The sequence below is a fragment of the Kitasatospora purpeofusca genome, from assembly GCF_042691725.1.
In the GTDB taxonomy this organism is placed as follows: domain Bacteria; phylum Actinomycetota; class Actinomycetes; order Streptomycetales; family Streptomycetaceae; genus Kitasatospora; species Kitasatospora purpeofusca_B.
In genome coordinates this window covers 4,504,674-4,523,130 of record NZ_CP170483.1, presented here as the reverse complement: position 1 = coordinate 4,523,130, position 18,457 = coordinate 4,504,674, and the positions used below count along the sequence as shown (strand labels likewise).

The 18,457-nt window shown below is 73.9% G+C and carries 16 protein-coding genes and 2 tRNA genes; 8 read left to right on the top strand and 10 right to left on the bottom strand.

What is annotated here, in order from left to right; translation table 11 throughout:
• Positions 1–287: 287 nt before the first annotated feature.
• The 4 genes from purD (at position 288) to ACFCLZ_RS19055 (ending at position 6,527) form a co-directional block, all read left to right on the top strand.
• Complete coding sequence (gene purD / locus ACFCLZ_RS19070; RefSeq protein ID WP_380277549.1) at positions 288–1,535, top strand: phosphoribosylamine--glycine ligase; 1,248 nt, start codon at positions 288–290, stop codon at positions 1,533–1,535.
• Between the two features lie 623 nt (positions 1,536–2,158).
• On the top strand, positions 2,159–3,736 hold the full coding sequence (locus ACFCLZ_RS19065) for a hypothetical protein (RefSeq protein ID WP_380277547.1): 1,578 nt from the start codon (positions 2,159–2,161) through the stop codon (positions 3,734–3,736).
• A gap of 228 nt (positions 3,737–3,964) precedes the next feature.
• Positions 3,965–5,512, top strand: coding sequence for a N,N-dimethylformamidase beta subunit family domain-containing protein (locus tag ACFCLZ_RS19060; RefSeq protein ID WP_380277545.1), 1,548 nt, complete (start codon positions 3,965–3,967; stop codon positions 5,510–5,512).
• A 115-nt stretch (positions 5,513–5,627) separates the two neighbouring features.
• Positions 5,628–6,527 (top strand): phosphoribosylaminoimidazolesuccinocarboxamide synthase, encoded by a 900-nt coding sequence (locus tag ACFCLZ_RS19055; RefSeq protein WP_380277543.1) that lies wholly within the window; start codon positions 5,628–5,630, stop codon positions 6,525–6,527.
• A 37-nt stretch (positions 6,528–6,564) separates the two neighbouring features.
• On the opposite strand, the gene ACFCLZ_RS19050 is transcribed toward ACFCLZ_RS19055, so the two are convergent.
• From ACFCLZ_RS19050 to ACFCLZ_RS19020, 7 genes are all read right to left on the bottom strand, one after another.
• Positions 6,565–7,185, bottom strand: coding sequence for a response regulator (locus ACFCLZ_RS19050; protein WP_380277541.1), 621 nt, complete (start codon positions 7,183–7,185; stop codon positions 6,565–6,567).
• 42 nt (positions 7,186–7,227) lie between these two features.
• Entirely contained in the window at positions 7,228–8,463 is a 1,236-nt protein-coding gene (locus tag ACFCLZ_RS19045) for a sensor histidine kinase (protein WP_380277539.1), read from the bottom strand.
• A gap of 94 nt (positions 8,464–8,557) precedes the next feature.
• Complete coding sequence (locus ACFCLZ_RS19040) at positions 8,558–9,391, bottom strand: ABC transporter permease (protein WP_380277537.1); 834 nt, start codon at positions 9,389–9,391, stop codon at positions 8,558–8,560.
• The gene (locus tag ACFCLZ_RS19035; RefSeq protein WP_380277535.1) at positions 9,388–10,392 is read right to left on the bottom strand and encodes an ABC transporter ATP-binding protein; all 1,005 of its coding nucleotides are present in this window, start codon (positions 10,390–10,392) and stop codon (positions 9,388–9,390) included. The genes ACFCLZ_RS19040 and ACFCLZ_RS19035 overlap by 4 nt, the downstream gene beginning before the upstream one ends.
• A 150-nt stretch (positions 10,393–10,542) precedes the next feature.
• A tRNA-Gly gene (locus ACFCLZ_RS19030) sits at positions 10,543–10,618 on the bottom strand.
• A gap of 40 nt (positions 10,619–10,658) precedes the next feature.
• A tRNA-Gly gene (locus tag ACFCLZ_RS19025) sits at positions 10,659–10,731 on the bottom strand.
• 131 nt (positions 10,732–10,862) lie between these two features.
• The gene (locus tag ACFCLZ_RS19020) at positions 10,863–11,180 is read right to left on the bottom strand and encodes an Lsr2 family protein (protein WP_327678940.1); all 318 of its coding nucleotides are present in this window, start codon (positions 11,178–11,180) and stop codon (positions 10,863–10,865) included.
• A gap of 467 nt (positions 11,181–11,647) precedes the next feature.
• Here ACFCLZ_RS19020 and purS point away from each other — a divergent pair, with 467 nt between their 5' ends.
• The 4 genes from purS (at position 11,648) to ACFCLZ_RS19000 (ending at position 15,766) form a co-directional block, all read left to right on the top strand.
• Positions 11,648–11,902, top strand: a complete 255-nt coding sequence (purS, locus tag ACFCLZ_RS19015) for a phosphoribosylformylglycinamidine synthase subunit PurS (protein ID WP_376086746.1) — start codon at positions 11,648–11,650, stop codon at positions 11,900–11,902.
• Positions 11,899–12,576, top strand: a complete 678-nt coding sequence (gene purQ, locus ACFCLZ_RS19010) for a phosphoribosylformylglycinamidine synthase subunit PurQ (RefSeq protein WP_380277533.1) — start codon at positions 11,899–11,901, stop codon at positions 12,574–12,576. Before purS ends, purQ begins: the two co-directional genes overlap by 4 nt.
• Positions 12,576–14,831, top strand: a complete 2,256-nt coding sequence (purL, locus tag ACFCLZ_RS19005) for a phosphoribosylformylglycinamidine synthase subunit PurL (protein ID WP_380277531.1) — start codon at positions 12,576–12,578, stop codon at positions 14,829–14,831. Before purQ ends, purL begins: the two co-directional genes overlap by 1 nt.
• 71 nt (positions 14,832–14,902) lie before the next feature.
• Positions 14,903–15,766, top strand: coding sequence for a sterol carrier family protein (locus ACFCLZ_RS19000; RefSeq protein ID WP_380277530.1), 864 nt, complete (start codon positions 14,903–14,905; stop codon positions 15,764–15,766).
• On the opposite strand, the gene ACFCLZ_RS18995 is transcribed toward ACFCLZ_RS19000, so the two are convergent.
• From ACFCLZ_RS18995 to fbaA, 3 genes are all read right to left on the bottom strand, one after another.
• Positions 15,739–16,710 carry a DUF3152 domain-containing protein gene (locus ACFCLZ_RS18995; protein WP_380277528.1) on the bottom strand — a complete coding sequence of 324 codons (972 nt, stop codon included), beginning with the start codon at positions 16,708–16,710 and terminating at the stop codon, positions 15,739–15,741. The two genes, ACFCLZ_RS19000 and ACFCLZ_RS18995, sit on opposite strands and share 28 nt — an antisense overlap.
• Positions 16,711–16,902: 192 nt before the next feature.
• Positions 16,903–17,316: a DUF3151 domain-containing protein gene (locus ACFCLZ_RS18990; protein WP_380277526.1), complete on the bottom strand. Its 414-nt coding sequence runs from the start codon at positions 17,314–17,316 to the stop codon at positions 16,903–16,905.
• A gap of 57 nt (positions 17,317–17,373) precedes the next feature.
• Complete coding sequence (fbaA, locus tag ACFCLZ_RS18985; RefSeq protein ID WP_380277524.1) at positions 17,374–18,396, bottom strand: class II fructose-bisphosphate aldolase; 1,023 nt, start codon at positions 18,394–18,396, stop codon at positions 17,374–17,376.
• Between the last annotated feature and the right edge of the window lie 61 nt (positions 18,397–18,457).

Genomic DNA, 18,457 nt, shown 5'->3' with positions numbered 1-18,457 from the left:
GCACTTCTTACCGCCAAATGGCTTACCGTGTGGGCGCTTCGCCAATGATCGTTACCGGATTCGGCCACCGGATCCCGAGGTGAGAGGGTTGTGGCGGTCGGCGGGATTTCACCCGTCCGAGCGAGGGCGCGGTGACCCACTGTCCTGACCCGGCCACCGCGCGGTGATCGCGGGGGTCCGGAGCCGGAGGATCCTCCGAGGCCGTGCGGGCACCCTCGCCCCGTGATTGTCTCTTCCTACGGGACCGGAGAGCGGCCGGAACCGGCCACCGGCTACCCTTGCGCAGCGTGAAGGTCCTCGTCATCGGCGGCGGCGCCCGCGAACACGCCCTGTGCCGCTCTCTGTCCCAAGATCCCGCCGTGACCGAGCTGCACTGTGCCCCGGGCAACGCCGGGATCGCGCAGGTGGCGACGGTCCACCCGGTCGACCAGCTGGACGGCGCGCAGGTCAGCGCGCTGGCCGGCGGGCTCGGCGTCGAACTGGTCGTGGTCGGCCCGGAGGCCCCGCTGGTCGCGGGCGTCGCCGACGCCGTGCGCGCGGCCGGCATCGCGGTGTTCGGCCCGTCCGCCGAAGCGGCCCTGCTGGAGGGCTCCAAGGCCTTCGCCAAGGACGTGATGGCCGCCGCCGGCGTGCCCACCGCCCGCTCCTACGTCTGCACCACCGCCGCCGAGGCCGCCGAGGCGCTGGACGCCTTCGGCGCCCCGTACGTGGTCAAGGACGACGGCCTGGCCGCCGGCAAGGGCGTCGTGGTCACCTCCGACCGCGACGAGGCGCTGGCCCACGCCGCCGCCTGCGAGCAGGTGGTGATCGAGGAGTACCTGGACGGCCCCGAGGTCTCGCTGTTCGCGATCACCGACGGCAGCACCGTCCTGCCGCTCCAGCCGGCCCAGGACTTCAAGCGCGCCCTGGACGGCGACCAGGGCCCGAACACCGGCGGCATGGGTGCCTACTCGCCGCTGCCCTGGGCGCCCGAGGGCCTGGTCGAGGAGGTCCTGGCGACCGTCCTGCAGCCGACCGTGGACGAGCTGCGCCGCCGCGGCACCCCGTTCTCCGGGCTGCTCTACGCCGGTCTGGCGCTGACCTCGCGCGGCACCCGGGTGATCGAGTTCAACGCCCGCTTCGGCGACCCGGAGACCCAGGTCGTGCTGGCCCGGCTGCGCACCCCGCTGGCCGAGGTCCTGCACGCCTCGGCGACCGGCACGCTGGACCGGCTGGAGCCGCTGCGCTGGGACGAGGGCGCCGCGGTCACCGTGGTGATCGCCGCCGAGGGCTACCCGGCGGCTCCGCGCACCGGCGACCCGATCGAGGGCCTGGCCGAGGCGGAGGCCGCCGACGGCACCGCGTACGTGCTGCACGCCGGGACGAAGGCGGCCGAGGACGGCCGGGTGCTGAGCGCCGGCGGCCGGGTGCTGTCGGTCACCGCGACCGGGGCCGGGCTCGCCGAGGCGCGCGAGCGGGCCTACCGGGCGGTGGAGCGGATCTCCCTCGCGGGCGGCCAGCACCGCGGCGACATCGCGCTGAAGGCCGCGCAGTAGCGGCCGCGCACCCCCTCCCCTTCCCCGGGCCCCCGGCGAGCGATCCGCGCGCCGGGGGCCCGGGCGTTCGCCGCCCCGCGTGCGACCCCCGCTGCGTCCCATGAGCCCCGTGAGCCCCGTGGACAACCCCCATGGACGCAGCGCCGTCCGGCGTTTCGGGCACCGGCGGGGCCGGAGCGGCTTCCGGGGCCGGCGCACCGTTCGGCGGCCGGAATCCAGCCCATCGAGTGACAGCGGCCGCATCCGGCTGACGTAACCGGGCGCCCGGCCTTATGGTGCGCTGGACCACGGCGTCACAGGTCGGGCCGCTTCCGCCCGCCGCCGGGTAGCCGCGGTCGCGCGGGGGGATGCTGGACGGCGTCCGGCCGGACCGGACACGCCCGGGCCGGCCGAGGCCGCCCCTGGACGGTCGTCCGGAATCCGGGCGGCGTCACCGGGACGAGTGGAACCGGGGCGATCCGGAACACCCACCCGGACACGGGCGTCGAAAATGTCAGAAGCGCCACGCAGCATGACGACCGGGGCTCGGCCGCCGCCGTTTCCCTGTCGGAACTGATCGTTTCGAATCGGCTCAGGGGCCCCTCGCCGGGCACCCGAGGGCTCCGAAGGGGGTGCCGCTCCGTATGGCCGCTGTCGACACCGCGCGCGCTCACGCCCAGGCGGTCCTGCGGATCCGAGGACTCGCCCTGGCCGCCGCCGCGCTGCCCGCCGCCGCCGCGGTGGTCCTGCTCGCCGGCCGGTTCACCGGCCGGATCGGCGCCCCCGGCTCCTTGGACGCCGCCGGCTGGGACCTCGCCCGCTGGACGGTCTGCGCGGTGGCCGCGCTCACCCTGCTGGTGGCCGCCGCGGCCGCCCGCGGGTACCGCCGGGCCGTCCCGCCGCAGACCCCGGCCGTGCCGCTCGGCCGCTCCCAGGCCCCCGAGCTGTACCGGCTGATCGACGAACTCGCCGACCGGCTGGAGGTCCCCGCGCCCTCCGCCGTCGCGCTCACCCCGGACTGCGACAGCTGGCTGGAGGACGTCCCCGCGCCCCGGCCCCGCCGCCGCGCCCGCACCGCCGACGGCGCACCGCCCGCGCCGGTCCTGGTGATCGGCTCGCCCTTCCTCTGGTGGATGCGGGCCGGCGAGCTGCGCGCCCTGCTCGCCCCGGTGGTGGCCGGCACCGCGGCCGCCGCCGACCCGGAGATCGCCGCCGCCCGCCGCTTCCTGCGCGCCCTCGACGCCAGCCTGGACGCCGGTTCCGCCGCCGGCCCGGCCGGCGCCCCCGGCCCGGGCGACCCGCGCCCGCCCCGGCGCCGCCCGGCGCTCGCCGACCGGATCACCGACCGGATCACCCGCCGGCTGCTCGGCGCCTGCCGCGAGCACGCCGCCGAGCTGGAGCGGTCCGTCGCCGGCTGGGCCTCCGAACAGGCCCGCGGCGTCGACTACGGCCTGCGGATCGCCGCCCAGGAGCAGGTCGGCCTCGCCTACGCGGGCTGGGACCGGCTGCTCACCCGGGTCGCCCTGCCCGCCTGGCGGCTCGGCCGGCACCCCGCGCACCTCAACGCGGGCGTGGTCGCCGCGCTCACCGAACTGTCCCGGCGCGACCGGCTGGCCGACGGCTACGGCAGCCGGCTCGGCGACCGCCCGGCCTGCGACCTGCTGGAGGAGCCCGGCGCGGTGGACGCCGCGGTCTCCCGGCTCGCCGCCGAGCTGTTCTTCGGCGCGCCCGCCTCCGGCGGCTGGCGCGAACTGGACTGGGCCGACTACCCGGCCGACGTGGTGGACGCCGGCTGGCGGGCCCGCGCCGCCGCCCTGCAGTCCGCCCTGGACCTGCTCGCCCCGCAGAACCGCCCCGGCGCCCCGACGCTGACCAGGCTGTTGGGCCGGCTCGCCGACGGCGACGGCGAGCGGCTGGCCGCCGCCCTCGCCGCCAGGCCGGCCGGCACCGCCGCCCCCGCGCCGCTGCTCGAACCGGTCCGCACCGGGCGGGACGTGCTGGTCGACCACGTCACCGCGATGGTCTGCTGCGCCGCCGTGGACACCGCGGGCGCCGTCCCCGGGCTGGACTGGCTGGACGGCCCGGTGCTGCTGCTCGGCGGGGTCCGCCGCACCGACCTCGCCGAACCGGTCGCCCAGGCCGTCGAACAGGGCCAGGACGGGCCGCTGCGGGCCTGGCTGGACGCCGCCGACGTCCGGCTGGAGAAGCCCGTCCGGCTCTGACCGGCACCCCCGAGAGGGGCGCGAACCCCACCCGTGAGCGCCCCCGGGCGAACCGGCCGCCCCGGGTCGTCGCAGGCCGGAGGCCCTCCCCGGGCACGGCCGGAAGATTCCCGCCACTAGTTGCTACCGTGGGGTGACGCAGCGCCAGCACGGTGTGGTGTATTAGTCCGCACGCACATCCGGGAGGCACATGCCACCCCGGCGGAGGTGCACCTGGGAGGGGCGCGCGTGGGGACCGAACTCAACCGCCGCTGGGAGTCCGGGACGCACGCGCACAGCGTCTCCGACCCCTTCGGCCAGGGCCCGCTGCCCTGGCTGCGCAGCTCCGACCACCCCGACCAGTACCTCGCCGACGCCGAGGGCGACGTCCCCTGGTACGTCTCGGTGGACGCCCCCGGGCAGCGCCCGCTGGCCGCCGCGGTGCGCGGCAAGCCCCCGGTCGGCACCCCGCTGAGCGCCAACGACGGGGAACAGCAGATCAAGGGCTTCGCCTCGGCCGGCGTGGTCCGACCCGGCGGCTCGGTGGACCTGCGGGTCACCGTCAACCCGCCCCGCGAGTTCACCGTCGACGTCTACCGGATCGGCCACTACTCGGGCGACGGCGCCCACCACATGACCTCCAGCCCGCTGATCGCCGGCATGGTCCAGCCGACTCCGCTGGTGGCCGGCCGGACCGTCTCCTGCCACCACTGGTGGCACACCTGGCGGCTGCAGATCCCGCAGCACTGGCGGCCCGGCGCGTACGTCGCGGTGCTCACCACCGCCGACATGCTGCACCGCAGCCACATCCCCTTCACCGTCCGCGACTTCGAGGACCGGACCAGCGCCGCCGAACTGCTGCTGGTCGTCCCCGACGTCACCTGGCAGGCGTACAACCTCTTCCCCGAGGACGGCCGCAGCGGCGCCAGCCTCTACCACGCCTGGGACGGCGGCCTGCTGGTCGGCGAGACCGAGGCGGCCGTCACCGTCTCCTTCGACCGCCCGCACGCCACCGCCGGGCTCCCGCTGCACGTCGGCCACGCCTACGACTTCATCCGCTGGGCCGAGCGCTACGGCTACGACCTCTCCTACGCCACCGCCACCGACCTGCACGCCGGACTGGTCGACGCCTCCCGGCACAAGGCGCTGGTCTTCCCCGGCCACGACGAGTACTGGTCCGCGCCGATGCGCCGCGCCGTCGAAGCGGCCCGGGACGGCGGCACCTCGCTGGTCTTCCTCTCCGCCAACACCATGTACTGGCGGGTCGAGCTGAGCCCCGGCCCCTCCGGCGAGCCCAACCGGATGCTCAACTGCCGCAAGCGCCAGAAGGTCGGCCCCGACAACCCGGCCGCCGGGGCGCCCGGCGCCGCCAGCGCGCTGTGGCGCGACGCCGGGGAGCCGGAACAGCACCTGCTCGGCGTCCAGTACTCCGGCCGGGTCGCCACCGCCGTCCCGCTCGTCGCCCGGCACACCGCGCACTGGTTCTGGGCCGGCACCGCCCTCCACGAGGGCGACGGGCTGCCCGGACTGGTGGCCGGCGAGGCGGACCGCTACTACCCCAAGGTCGCCCTGCCCGGTCACACCGAACGGGTGCTGCTCGCCCACTCCCCGTACCAGGACCCGGCCGGGCGCACCCGCTACCAGGAGACCTCGCTCTACCGGGCGCCCAGCGGCGCCTACGTGTTCGCCTCCGGCACCTTCGCCTGGTCGCCCGCACTGGACCGCCCGGGGCTCACCGACGAGCGGATCCAGCGTGCCACCGCCAACCTGCTGGACCGCCTCTGCAAGAACGACTGAACGACCGAACGGCCCTCGGACCGGCTCGCGCGGGCGGTCGTGACAGACTCGACCCCAGTGACCTCCCCTTTCGCGCCGCACCGCCCGCGAACGACCCCTGAGGACTGAGACGACCTTGAGCGGATTTGTCACCAAGCCCGAGCCGGTCCAGGTGCCCGGCCTGGTCCACCTGCACACCGGCAAGGTGCGCGACCTGTACCGCACCGAGTCGGGTGACCTCGTGATGGTCGCCAGCGACCGCACGTCCGCCTACGACTGGGTGCTGCCCAACGAGATCCCGGACAAGGGCCGCATCCTCACCCAGCTCTCGCTGTGGTGGTTCGAGCGGATCGCCGACATCGTGCCCAACCACGTGATCTCCACCGAGGTCCCGGCCGGCGCCCCGGCCGACTGGAAGGGCCGCACCCTGGTCTGCCGCAGCCTGGACATGGTCCCGGTCGAGTGCGTGGCCCGCGGCTACCTGGCCGGCTCCGGCCTGGAGGAGTACCGCGACTCCCGCACCGTCTGCGGCATCGCCCTGCCCGAGGGCCTGGAGGACGGCTCCGAGCTGCCCGCCCCGGTCTACACCCCCGCGCTCAAGGCCGAGGTCGGCGAGCACGACGAGAACGTCCCCTACGAGGAGACCGCCCGCCGGATCGGCGCCGAGCTGGCCGCCCAGCTGCGCCAGACCACCCTGGCCGTCTACTCCCGGGCCCGGGACATCGCCCGCGAGCGGGGCATCATCCTGGCCGACACCAAGTTCGAGTTCGGCCTGCTGGACGGCGAGCTGGTGATCGGCGACGAGGTGCTGACCCCGGACTCCTCGCGGTTCTGGCCGGCCGACCAGTGGGAGCCGGGCCACCCGCAGCCCTCCTTCGACAAGCAGATCATCCGCGACTGGCTGACCTCCCCGGCGTCCGGCTGGGACCGCAAGGGCGAGCAGCCGCCGCCGGAGCTGCCCGCCGAGGTGGTCGAGAAGGTCCGCGCCAAGTACGTCGAGGCCTACGAGCGGGTGACCGGCCTCAGCTGGGCCTGAGCCCCGCTCACGGCGCGAGCGCCCGCGGGCCCGGCGGTCAGATCCAGCCGTGCTCGCGGGCGATCCGCACCGCCGCGTGCCGGTTCTCCGCGCCCAGCTTGGCGGCGGCCGCGGAGAGGTAGTTGCGGACGGTGCCCTGGGAGAGCGAGGCCCGCTCGGCGATCCCGGCGATCGAGGTGCCGTCCGCGGCGAGCTCCAGCACGTCCGTCTCGCGCGGGGTCAGCGGGCTCTCCCCGGCGGCGATCGCGTCCGCCGCCAGCTCCGGGTCCACGTACCGGCCGCCGGCCCGGACGGTGCGGATGATCCCGGCGAGGTCGGCCGCCGAGACCGTCTTCGGCAGGAAGCCCCGGATGCCGACCTCCAGGGCCCGCTTCAGATAGCCCGGGCGCCCGTGGCCGGTGACGATCATGCAGCGGCAGTCCGGCAGCAGGGTGCGCAGGCTGGTGGCCACCTCGATGCCGTCCAGTCCGGGCATCTGCAGGTCGAGCACCGCGATGTCCGGCCGGTGCGCCTGGGCCATGGCCAGCGCCTCCGGTCCGGAGGCGGCCTCGGCGACCACCGTGATGTCGTCCTCCAGCGAGAGCAGCGCGGCCAGCGCGCCGCGGATCAGGTGCTCGTCGTCGGCGAGCAGGACGCGGACGGGCGCGGGGTCGGTCATCGGCGGGGCCTTCCGTGCTGGCCCTCGCGGGGCCGTGGAGTCTCAGGAGCCTTGCAGCGGGACGCTGGCGAGCAGGCGGAAGCTGCCCGGTCCGGCGTCCGGCAGGGCCAGCTCGCCGTGGTGGGCGGCGAGCCGCTCACGCAGTCCGCGCAGCCCCGTGCCGCTGCCCTGGGAAGGGAGCGGCACGGCCGGCACCCCGTCATTCTCCAGCTCCAGCACCGCCCGGTCGTCCTCGCGGCGGAGCCGGATCGAGCAGTTGCCGGCCTCGCTGTGCCGCAGGACGTTGGTGGTGGCCTCGCGGATCACCCAGCCGAGCACCGACTGGACCGGGGCGGGGAGCCGGTCGGCGTCCTCGCCGAGGTCGATCTCGCAGACCACGTCGGCGGAGCGGAGCACCGCGCGGGCGCCGATCGCCTCCGCGTGCAGGTCCGCCGTGCGGTAGCCGCGGACCACGTCGCGCACCTCGCGCTGGGACTCCTGGGCGATCCGCTGGACCTCGGCCATCTGGTCGGCGGCCTCCGGGCGGCCGCGCCGGGCCAGCTGGACGGCGAGTTCGCTCTTGAGCGCGATGGTGGTGAGGTTGCGGCCCATCACGTCGTGCAGGTCGCGGGAGAACCGCAGCCGTTCCTCGGCGACGGCCAGCCGGGCCTGGGCCTCGCGGGCGGTGTCCAGTTCCCAGACCACCGACTGCAGCCAGGCGAAGCTGCGGCAGCTGCACCCGATGAAGACCATCACCAGCGCGCTGCCGACCACCGCTCCGATCGAGGTTGCCACGCCGGCGCCGGTCAGCAGCATCGCGGGCAGCACGGCCAGCAGCCCGGCGGCCCCGGCGAGGGCCGCCCGGCGCGGGGGCAGCCCGACCGAGGCCGGGCCGAAGGCGGAGAAGAGGACGGTGCTGGCGAGCGGGAGGGTGAAGACCACCTGCTCCGCGCCCGGGGCCGAGCCGACCTTCGGACCGAGCAGCAGCACCGCCCAGGAGCCGGCCACCGCGAGGCCGCCGTTGAGGGCGAGCCAGCGCAGGTGGTCGGTGGGCCGCTTCAGGTAGTGGTCCAGCGAGGTGCGGTAGGCCCGCAGGGTGACCAGGGTCTGGGCGAGGCCGAGCACCAGGGCGACCCGGGCGGCCGGGTGGGTTCCGGCGTCCGGGTCGGCCGAGTTGATCAGCAGCGTGAGCGGCAGCGGGGCGAGCGCCATCAGGTAGAGCGACCAGCGGAGGTAGAGCTCGGAACGCTGGGGCTTGGAGTAGCCCTTCCACGCGCGCACCGGATTCGTGACGCCCATCTGCTCTGTTCCCCGTTCGATCATGATTCTGCTGCTGCCTTCCTATCAGAGGCGGAACGGGGAGCGGACCTTCGGTTCGAAAAGCGCCCGGGGGTCAGCGGCGCGGCTCCCAGCGGAAGTAGCGGACGGCGCCCCAGACCGTGAGGGCGAGCCAGATGCCGCCGGTGACCAGGTGCGGGGCGGCGGCGGCCCAGCTGCCGGCGAAGCCGGTCGGGGCGGCGGAGCCGTCGGTGCCGAACCAGCCGACCCGGACCAGCTGGAAGGCCGGGGTGGTGGGCAGCAGCCGGCAGATGTCGGCGAGCTGGTCCGGCATGACCTCCAGCGGGATGAACAGGCCGGAGCCGAACTGGGTGAGCAGCAGGACCGGCATGGTGGTGATGCCGGAGCTCTCCACGGTGCGGGTGAAGGCGCTGGAGAGGGCGGCCAGCGCCATCAGCGTCGTGACGACCAGGGCCAGGCCGACGGCCAGCAGGACCGGGTTGACCGGGGCGGTGAGGTCCAGGGCGGTGGCGCCGACGACACCGATCACGGTGCACATGACCAGGGCGAGGCCGACCGAGGGGACGGCGGTGCCGGCCAGGATCTCCAGGTCCCGGGCCTCGCCGGTGCGCAGCCGCTTGAGCACCAGCTCGCCGCGGCGGGCCACGTAGGCGGCGGTGAGGTTGTAGTAGACGACGAAGGCCATCACCATCCCGACCGCGCCGTTGACCAGCAGCGAGTCGACGTCCAGGCCGGGGTTGCTCTCGGCCTGCTTCTTGAGCATGCCCTGCAGCCCGAAGACCAGGAACAGCGGCAGCAGGACGGCGGTGAACAGGGCGGTCCGGTTGCGCAGCAGCAGGGTGCCCTCGGCGCGGCCCAGGGAGAGCAGCCGGCGGACGGAGGTGCTCTTCGGCCCGGTGGCGGTGGCGGTGACGGTGGCGGCGGTCATCGGGCGAGTCCGATCAGCTTGCGGCGGGCGGGGGGAGCGGCGGGGGAGTCGGCCGGGGGCTGGTGGGCGGCCTCGGAGGCGATGGCCAGGAAGGCCTCCTCCAGCGAGGCGCTGCGGGCGTCGAGGGCGCCGAGGGCGATGCCGTGGTGGCCGGCCCAGCCGAGCAGCTCGGTCAGGGTGGCCTGGAGGTGCGGCGTCTGGACGGTGACCTTGCGGCCGTCGGCGGTCAGCGCGGCGCCGGCCAGCGGCGGGATCGAGGTGCCGGTGAACTCGGGGAGTTCGAAGGAGATCCGCGACGGCCGCCCGGCGATCACCTCGGCCACCGTGCCGGCGGCGACGATCCGGCCGCCGTGCATGATCGCCAGCCGGTCGGCGAGCTCCTCGGCCTCCTCCAGGTAGTGCGTGGTGAGCAGCACCGTGGTGCCCTGGGCGCGCAGCTCGCGGACCAGCCGCCAGACGGCGGCACGGGCCTCCGGGTCGAGGCCGGTGCTCGGCTCGTCCAGGAACAGCACCTCGGGCCGGCCGAGCAGGGCCATCGCCAGGTCGAGGCGGCGGCGCTCGCCGCCGGAGAGCTGCTTGACCCGGACGTCGCGGCGGTGGCCGAGGTCGACCAGCTCCAGCGCCTCGTCCAGCGGGCGGGCGTGGCTGGTGGCGCCGGCCCAGGCGCGGCCGGTCTCGGCGACGGTGAGGTCGCCGGGGAAGCCGCCCTCCTGGAGCATGATGCCGATCCGGGGCCGGACGGCGGCGCGCTCGCGGTACGGGTCGTGGCCGAGCACCCGGACCCGGCCCTCGCCCGGGGCGGCCAGGCCCTCGATCAGTTCCATGGTGGAGGTCTTGCCGGCCCCGTTGGTGCCCAGCAGCGCGAAGAGCTCACCGCGGCCGACGGCCAGGTCGACGCCGCGGACGGCGTGGTAGCGGCTGCTGCCGGCGCCGTAGTGGCGGTGGAGGTCGGTGACCTCGATCACGTGGTCGCCGCGGTGGTGGGGCTGGCTCGTTTCCATGCCTCAAGCCTCCCGTCGGCCGGGGGCCGGGGGCAGTGCGCGCCCTCATGAGAACCCGGTGCGGATCCACGGGTCCGCGCTGACAAATGTCATGGGTGTCGGGAGGCGGAAACGCCGAAGGGCCCTCTCGACCGAGAGGACCCTTCGTACTGGAGCGGACGACGAGATTCGAACTCGCGACCCTCACCTTGGCAAGGTGATGCTCTACCAACTGAGCCACGTCCGCAGGATGGAACTATGTAATTGTGCTGTGCTCGCGCACTGCGAGCGGACGACGAGATTCGAACTCGCGACCCTCACCTTGGCAAGGTGATGCTCTACCAACTGAGCCACGTCCGCACGGTGCCTGGTGGGGCACCGGCCGCCTCTTCGGATCTCTCCGTTGCGGCGACGAGGAATACTCTACAGCATCCGAAGGGGTGGTCGTCCCGCCCGCCGGATGCGGGCGAGACGACCGGTGTCCGCGGGCTTCAGTTCGCCTCGGCGAACGCCTCGTACACGTGCTTGGGGATCCGGCCGCGGGCCGGCAGCTCCATGCCGCGGGACTGGGCCCAGGCGCGCACGGCGGCCGGGTCCGGGGTGAGGGCGGTACGGCGGAAGGACTTCCCGGTACGGCTCTGGCGGCGGCCGGCGGCGACGAACGGGGCGAGGGCCTCCCGCAGCTTTTCCGCGTTGTCCACGGACAAATCGATCTCGTACGACTTCCCGTCCACGCCGAAGTGGACGGTTTCCGCGGCGGAGCCGCCGTCCAGGTCGTCGGAGAGCGTGACAACTACACGCTGAGCCATGGGCGTCAATCCTCTCGGGCAATTCGGCCGACAAGGGTGCGGGTGCGCCCCCGGGCCTGATGTGCACCTATCGCGCACGTGCATACGGGCAGGCCGGATGGCCGTGCCGGATACGCAGCACTGCCGCGGCAGGTGGCCCTATTCTGCACCCGAAGCGGGGAGAAATCGAAGAGTCCGGCTTTCTTTTCCGGATATTCACGTGTCTTCGCCGGGGCGCCGGATACCCGGTGCACTCGGCTGGCCGATCTGTCCGGAGTGCCGGTATTCGGGTGCTCTTCGGCGGTTCCCGCGGCGACCGGGGAATCCGGCGAAAAGGGGCGTACGGCGGGGGGTCCCGGGGGGATGGAGGCCTTGCGGCGTAAGGGGCGTGGGTCTACGCGCGTCACCCCGCCCGGCCAGCAATCCCGCCCGAAACCCCCGGTAGTCTGGAGTTCCCCCGCCTCACGAAGACACCACCGGGAGTGCCAGTGGCACGCGTCGTAGTCGACGTCATGCTCAAGCCGGAGATCCTCGACCCCCAGGGACAGGCGGTGCAGCGTGCACTGCCCCGTCTCGGATTCACCGGGATCTCCGACGTCCGCCAGGGCAAGCGTTTCGAGCTGGAGCTGGAGGGCCCGGTCGACGACGCCGCGCTCGCCCGTATCCGCGAAGCCGCCGAGACCTTTCTCGCCAACACCGTGATCGAGGACTTCACGGTCCGCGTCGAGGAGGAGGGCAAGTGACCACCCGCGTCGGCGTCGTCACTTTCCCCGGCTCCCTCGACGACCGCGACGCCCGGCGCGCGGTCCGCCTCGCCGGCGCCGAGCCGGTCGCCCTCTGGCACCGTGACAAGGATCTCCACCAGGTCGACGCGGTCGTCCTGCCCGGCGGATTCAGTTACGGCGACTATCTGCGCTGCGGTGCGATCTCCCGCTTCTCGCCGGTGATGGACACCGTCATCGAGCAGGCCAGGGCGGGAATGCCGGTTCTCGGTATCTGCAACGGCTTCCAGGTGCTGTGCGAATCGCACCTGCTGCCCGGCGCGCTCACCCGCAACGACTCGCTGCACTTCATCTGCCGCGACCAGAAGCTGCGGATCGAGAACAACGGCACCGCCTGGACCCGCGATTACGCGGTCGGCCAGGAAATCGTCGTGCCGCTGAAGAACGGCGAGGGCCGCTTCGTCGCCGACGAGCGCGTCCTGGACGAGCTGGAGGCCGAGGGCCGGGTGGTCGCCCGTTACCTCGACGTCAACCCCAACGGTTCGTACCGCGACATCGCCGGCATCACCAACGCCGCCGGGAATGTCGTCGGTCTGATGCCGCACCCCGAGCACGCCGTGGAGCCGCTCACCGGTCCCACCACCGAGGGCCTGGGCTTCTTCACTTCCGTCCTGAAGCAGCTGGTGAACGCCTGATGAGCCTCGACACCGTCAAGAACGCCGAGCAGACCCCGGACGCCGCCCAGCCGTGGGCCGAACTCGGCCTCAAGCAGGACGAGTACGCGCGCATCCGGGAGATCCTCGGCCGCCGCCCGACCGGCGCGGAACTCGCGATGTACTCGGTCATGTGGTCCGAGCACTGTTCGTACAAGAGCTCCAAGGTCCACCTGAAGCAGTTCGGCGACAAGAAGCCCGAGACGGACGCGATGCTCGTCGGCATCGGCGAGAACGCCGGTGTGGTCGACGTCGGCCAGGGCTACGCGGTCACCTTCAAGGTCGAGTCGCACAACCACCCGTCGTACATCGAGCCCTACCAGGGCGCGGCCACCGGCATCGGCGGCATCGTGCGCGACATCCTGGCGATGGGCGCCCGCCCGGTCGCCGTGATGGACCCGCTGCGGTTCGGCGCGGCCGACCACCCGGACACCCGGCGCGTGCTGCCCGGCATCGTCGCGGGCATCGGCGGCTACGGCAACTGCCTGGGTCTGCCGAACATCGGCGGCGAGGTCGTCTTCGACGCCTGCTACCAGGGCAACCCGCTGGTCAACGCGCTGTGCGTGGGCGTCATGAAGCACGAGGACATCCACCTCGCGCAGGCCTCCGGCGCCGGCAACAAGGTGATCCTGTACGGCGCCCGCACCGGTGGCGACGGCATCGGCGGCGTCTCGGTGCTCGCCTCCGAGACCTTCGACGACAGCAAGCCGGCCAAGCGCCCGGCCGTGCAGGTCGGCGACCCGTTCCAGGAGAAGCTCCTCATCGAGTGCACCCTGGAGATCTTCCGCGAGAAGCTCGTCAAGGGCATCCAGGACCTCGGCGGCGCCGGGCTGTCCTGCGCCACCTCCGAGCTAGCCTCGGCCGGCTCCGGCGGCATGCGGATCGACCTCGACACCGTGCACCTGCGCGACCACACGCTCTCGCCGGAGGAGATCCTCATGAGCGAGTCGCAGGAGCGCATGTGCGCCATCGTCGAGCCCGGGAAGGTCGCCCGCTTCCTGGAGATCTGCGAGAAGTGGGACGTCATCGCCAACGTCATCGGTGAGGTCACCGACGGCGAGCGGCTGGAGATCTTCTGGCACGGCGAGCTCGTGGTGGACGTGCCGCCGCGCACCGTCGCCCACGAGGGCCCGACCTACCAGCGCCCGTTCGCCCGCCCGAGCTGGCAGGACGCGCTGCAGGCCGACGCCCCGACCGCCGAGCGGCTGGCCCGCCCGACCACCGGCGAGGGCCTCAAGGCCGACCTGCTGAAGGTCGCCTCGCACCCGAACCAGGCCTCCAAGTCCTGGATCACCGACCAGTACGACCGCTACGTGCTCGGCAACACCGTGCTCTCGCACGGCGAGGACTCGGGCATGATCCGGATCGACGACGAGACCAACCTCGGCGTCTCGGTCGCCACCGACGGCAACGGCCGCTACACCAAGCTGGACCCGTACACCGGCGCCCAGCTGGCCCTCGCCGAGGCGTACCGCAACGTCGCGGCCGGCGGTGCCAAGCCGCTCGCCGTCTCCGACTGCCTCAACTTCGGCTCCCCCGAGGACCCGGACGTGATGTGGCAGTTCGCCGAGGCCACCCGCGGTCTGGCCGACGCCTGCCTGACCCTGGGCACCCCGGTGACCGGCGGCAACGTCTCGCTGTACAACCAGACCGGCGAGGTCGCCATCCACCCGACCCCGGTGGTCGCGGTGCTCGGCGTCATCGACGACGTCACCCGCCGCACCCCGGTGGCCTTCGCCGAGGAGGGGCAGCTGCTCTACCTGCTCGGCGACACCGCGGACGAGCTGGGCGGCTCGGCCTGGTCGCAGGCGGTCCACGAGCACCTGGGCGGTCTGCCGCCCAAGGTCGACCTGGAGCGCGAGCGGCTGCTCGGCGAGATCCTGATCTCCGGTTCGCGCGACGGCATGATCGACGCCGCGCACGACCTGTCCGACGGCGGCCTGGGCCAGGCCCTGGTGGAGAGCTGCCTCAAGGGCGGCCGCGGCGCGCGGATCGTCGTGCCCGAGGGACTGGACCCGTTCGTGTTCCTGTTCTCCGAGTCGGCCGGCCGCGCCGTGGTGGCCGTGCCGCGCAGCGAGGAGCTCCGGTTCAACGACATGTGCACCGCGCGGGGCCTGCCGGCCACCCGGATCGGTGTGGTCGACGGTGACAGCCTGGACGTCCAGGACCGGTTCACCGTCTCGCTGGCGGAGCTGAAGGACGCCCACACCGGCGTCATCGAGGCCCTGCTCGGCTGAGGCCGAGGCGTCTCCCCGGGGGCGGACGGTTCCGATCGGAACCGTCCGCCCCCGGGCGTATGTTGGGGGCCATGCCTGCGAAGTCCCGTACCTACCAGCCCGCCAGGGTGCGCGCCGCGCTGGTCGCCCAGAGCGCGGCCCTGCGCGCGGCCGTCCACCGGCTGACGGCCGCCGACCTCGACCGGCCGACCCGGCTGGGGCAGTGGCGGGTGCGCGAGCTGGTGGCGCACCTCGCCGTCCAGCTCGCGTGGCTGCCCGCGCACCTCGACGATCCGCTGGAGGGCCGGCCGCCGCTGGACCTGTCGCAGTGGACGGCCCGGGTCGCCGCGATCGCCCCGCTGCTCGACGAGCAGGCCAGGGCGCGGACGGCGGACGAGTTCGCCGGTGACCCGGCCTCGGTGGCGGCCGCCTTCGACCGGGCCGTGGAGGCGCTGGCGGCGGCCCTGGAGCGGCCCGAGACGGCCGACCCGGCCCGGCGGTTCGAGATCCGGCTCGGCTCGATGCCGCTCACCGACTTCCTGGTGACCCGGCTGGTCGAGGCGGTGGTGCACGCCGACGACCTGGCCGACGCGCTCGGCCCGGAGCCGTTCCCGCACGACCGGCAGGCGGTGGCCGCCGTCACCCGGATGCTCGCCGACGCCTTCGCCCAGCGGGTGCCCGGCGGCGCGGTCGAGCTGCGGGTGCCGCCGTACGCGGTGGTGCAGGGCGTAGAGGGGCCGCGGCACACCCGGGGCACCCCGCCGAACGTGGTCGAGACCGACCCGCTGACCTGGATCCGGCTGGCCACCGGCCGCACCGGCTGGGCGGAGGCGGTCGACGCCGCCGCGGTGTCCGCCGGCGGCGAGCGCAGCGATCTGCGGGCGTACCTGCCGCTGCTCGGCTCAACTCCGTTTTGGCGCGGTCCGGTTCAGGGGACCGACGGCCCGCTCAGATAGCCGCCGTCGGCGCTGTACGGCCAGGCGTTGGGCTTGCAGCCCTTGAGCCCGTAGATCTGCTGCATCATCGCCGGCGCGGGCTTGCCGGGGCCGGGGCAGCCCTCGTGGCCGTGACCGATCCGGTGGCCGACCTCGTGGTTGATCACCAGTGCCCGGTACTCGTCGATCGGGCCGTCGAACTGCGGCGAGCCGGCGGTCCAGCGCTTGACGTTGACCAGCACCTGGCTGCCGACGTTGCAGTTCACCTCGCCGTGGGTGTCCAGCCCGGCGGCGCCGCAGATCCGGTCCACGGTGGCGGGGGAGGCGATCTTCACGGTGAAGTCGTAGCCGCCGCCGGCGACCAGCTGGAAGCCGTTCTTCCGGTCGCTGGTCCAGCCGCGCTTGTCGCCCAGGATGCCCTGGATCTGTGCGGCGGAGGCGGCCGCGTCGATGCCGATGCCGTCCTCGACCTCGACCCGGTAGCGGCGGATCCGGCCCCGGCCGACCGGTTCGGCGGTGCCCTGGGCGACGGTGAAGGTGCCGGTGCCCTTGGCGGGGGCGCTCTCCGGCCCGCTCGGCCGCGTGGTGGGGGCGGGGGACGGCGGGACGGGGGCCGCCGGGGTCTCGGCCGGCGCGGGGGCGGCGGCGGACGGCGGCGGCGTGCCGTCCTCGGACGGGGCGACCCGGGCCTGAGCGGTCCGGTCGGTGCCGGGCAGCGCATCGGGGCGGTTCAGGACGAGGAGCGTGCCGCCGAGGATCGCCACCGCGGTGACCAGGGCGGCGAGCATGCCCGGCCCGAGCCGGCGGCGCGGCGGGCGCCGGCGGCGGGAGGCCGGTCCGGTGCGCGCGCGGGTGCGGGGCCGGCCGGGGGCCCGGCGGCCCGCTGCGGCCGTCGCGCGGCGCGCGGGGCGGGGCCCGGGACGCGCCGCACTGCGGGAACGGCGGGCGGGGCTGGGTTCGGGCACGCTCGGGCTCTCTGTCGACCGGTGGGGTCGCGAACCCTCGAACTGACGTGCGCGCCCCCTCGCGGGCCCACCCTGGCATGGCGAAGCGGTGAATGTCCACGTACCCGGTATGCACGGAACGGGCAGAAACCGTCCCCGCTGCCCGTAGGGGCAGCGGGGACGGCGGACGGTCCGGTCACCGGGGTCCGGGTGTCAGCCCAGGGTGGCGGCGGCGGTCGGCGAGCTGTCCCGCAGGAACTGCGTGCAGCGCTCCGCCTCCTCCTTCTCCTCGATTGCGGCGGCGGCCCGGCCGAGCGCGTGCAGCGCCCGCAGGAAGCCGCGGTTCGGCTCGTGCTCCCACGGCACCGGGCCGTGGCCCTTCCAGCCGCTGCGCCGCAGCGCGTCCAGCCCGCGGTGGTAGCCGGTGCGCGCGTAGGCGTAGGACTCCACGACCCGGCCGGCCGTGTAGGCGTCGTCGGCGAGCTGGGCCCAGGCCAACGAGGAGGTCGGGAACTTCGCCGCGACCTCGGCCGGGGAGGCGCCGCCGGCCAGCAGCTCCAGCGGAGCGGGCTCGGGGGGCAGGTGCGTCGGGGGCGGACCCCCGAGGAGGTTCTCGTGAATGGTCATGCCCCCCAGTGAACCACCGGGGGGCACGGACGCAGGACCTCGCTCGGGGCGCGGGGCCTACTTCAGGCGGTTGCCGGCCGAGCGCAGCTGCTGGGCGGCCTCGAGCACACGGGCGGCCATGCCGGCCTCGGCCAGCTTGCCCCAGGTGCGCGGGTCGTAGGTGTTCTTCTTGCCGACCTCGCCGTCGACCTTCAGCACACCGTCGTAGTTGGCGAACATGTGGCCGGCGACCGGGCGGGTGAAGGCGTACTGGGTGTCGGTGTCCAGGTTCATCTTCACGACGCCGTTCTCCAGCGCGGTGGCGATCTCCTCGGTGGTGGAGCCGGAGCCGCCGTGGAAGACGAAGTCGAACGGGTCGGTCTTGCCGTACTGCTTGCCGATCGCGTCCTGCAGCTCGCGCAGCAGCTCCGGCTTCAGCACGACGTTGCCCGGCTTGTAGACGCCGTGCACGTTGCCGAAGGAGGCGGCCAGCAGGTAGCGGCCCTTCTCGCCCAGGCCCAGCGCCTCGGCGGTGCGGACGGCGTCGTTGACGGTGGTGTACAGCTCGTCGTTGATCTCGTGCGTGACGCCGTCCTCCTCGCCGCCGGTCGGGGTGATCTCGACCTCGAGGATGATCTTCGCGGCGGCGGCCTGGGCGAGCAGCTCCTGGGCGATGGCCAGGTTGTCGCTCAGGGTCTCGGCGGAGCCGTCCCACATGTGCGACTGGAAGAGCGGGTTCCGGCCCTGGGCCACGCGCTCGGCGGAGACCGCCAGCAGCGGGCGGACGTAGCCGTCCAGCTTGTCCTTGGGGCAGTGGTCGGTGTGCAGCGCGACGGTGATGTCGTACTTGGCGGCGACGATGTGCGCGAACTCGGCGAGCGCGACGGCGCCGGTCACCATGTCCTTGTTGTGCTGGCCGCCCAGGAACTCCGCGCCGCCGGTCGAGATCTGGATGATGCCGTCACTCTCGGCCTCGGCGAAGCCGCGGAGCGCGGCGTGCAGGGTCTGCGACGAGGTCACGTTGATCGCCGGGTAGGCGAACTTGCCCGCCTTGGCCCGGTCCAGCATCTCGTTGTAGACCTCGGGAGTTGCGATGGGCATGCGAATCCGCTCCTGTCGGGTTGCGGCGTACGGACGGTGCTGTCCGACGCTGTGTACGCCT

Coding starts and splice junctions, on each gene's coding strand:
- ACFCLZ_RS19065 (WP_380277547.1), top strand. CDS start 2,159: ATGGCCGCTGTCGACACCGCGCGCGCTCACGCCCAGGCGGTCCTGCGG.
- ACFCLZ_RS19050 (WP_380277541.1), bottom strand. CDS start 7,185: ATGACCGACCCCGCGCCCGTCCGCGTCCTGCTCGCCGACGACGAGCAC.
- ACFCLZ_RS19045 (WP_380277539.1), bottom strand. CDS start 8,463: ATGGGCGTCACGAATCCGGTGCGCGCGTGGAAGGGCTACTCCAAGCCC.
- ACFCLZ_RS19040 (WP_380277537.1), bottom strand. CDS start 9,391: ATGACCGCCGCCACCGTCACCGCCACCGCCACCGGGCCGAAGAGCACC.
- ACFCLZ_RS19035 (WP_380277535.1), bottom strand. CDS start 10,392: ATGGAAACGAGCCAGCCCCACCACCGCGGCGACCACGTGATCGAGGTC.
- ACFCLZ_RS19020 (WP_327678940.1), bottom strand. CDS start 11,180: ATGGCTCAGCGTGTAGTTGTCACGCTCTCCGACGACCTGGACGGCGGC.
- purL (WP_380277531.1), top strand. CDS start 12,576: ATGAGCCTCGACACCGTCAAGAACGCCGAGCAGACCCCGGACGCCGCC.
- ACFCLZ_RS19000 (WP_380277530.1), top strand. CDS start 14,903: ATGCCTGCGAAGTCCCGTACCTACCAGCCCGCCAGGGTGCGCGCCGCG.
- ACFCLZ_RS18990 (WP_380277526.1), bottom strand. CDS start 17,316: ATGACCATTCACGAGAACCTCCTCGGGGGTCCGCCCCCGACGCACCTG.
- fbaA (WP_380277524.1), bottom strand. CDS start 18,396: ATGCCCATCGCAACTCCCGAGGTCTACAACGAGATGCTGGACCGGGCC.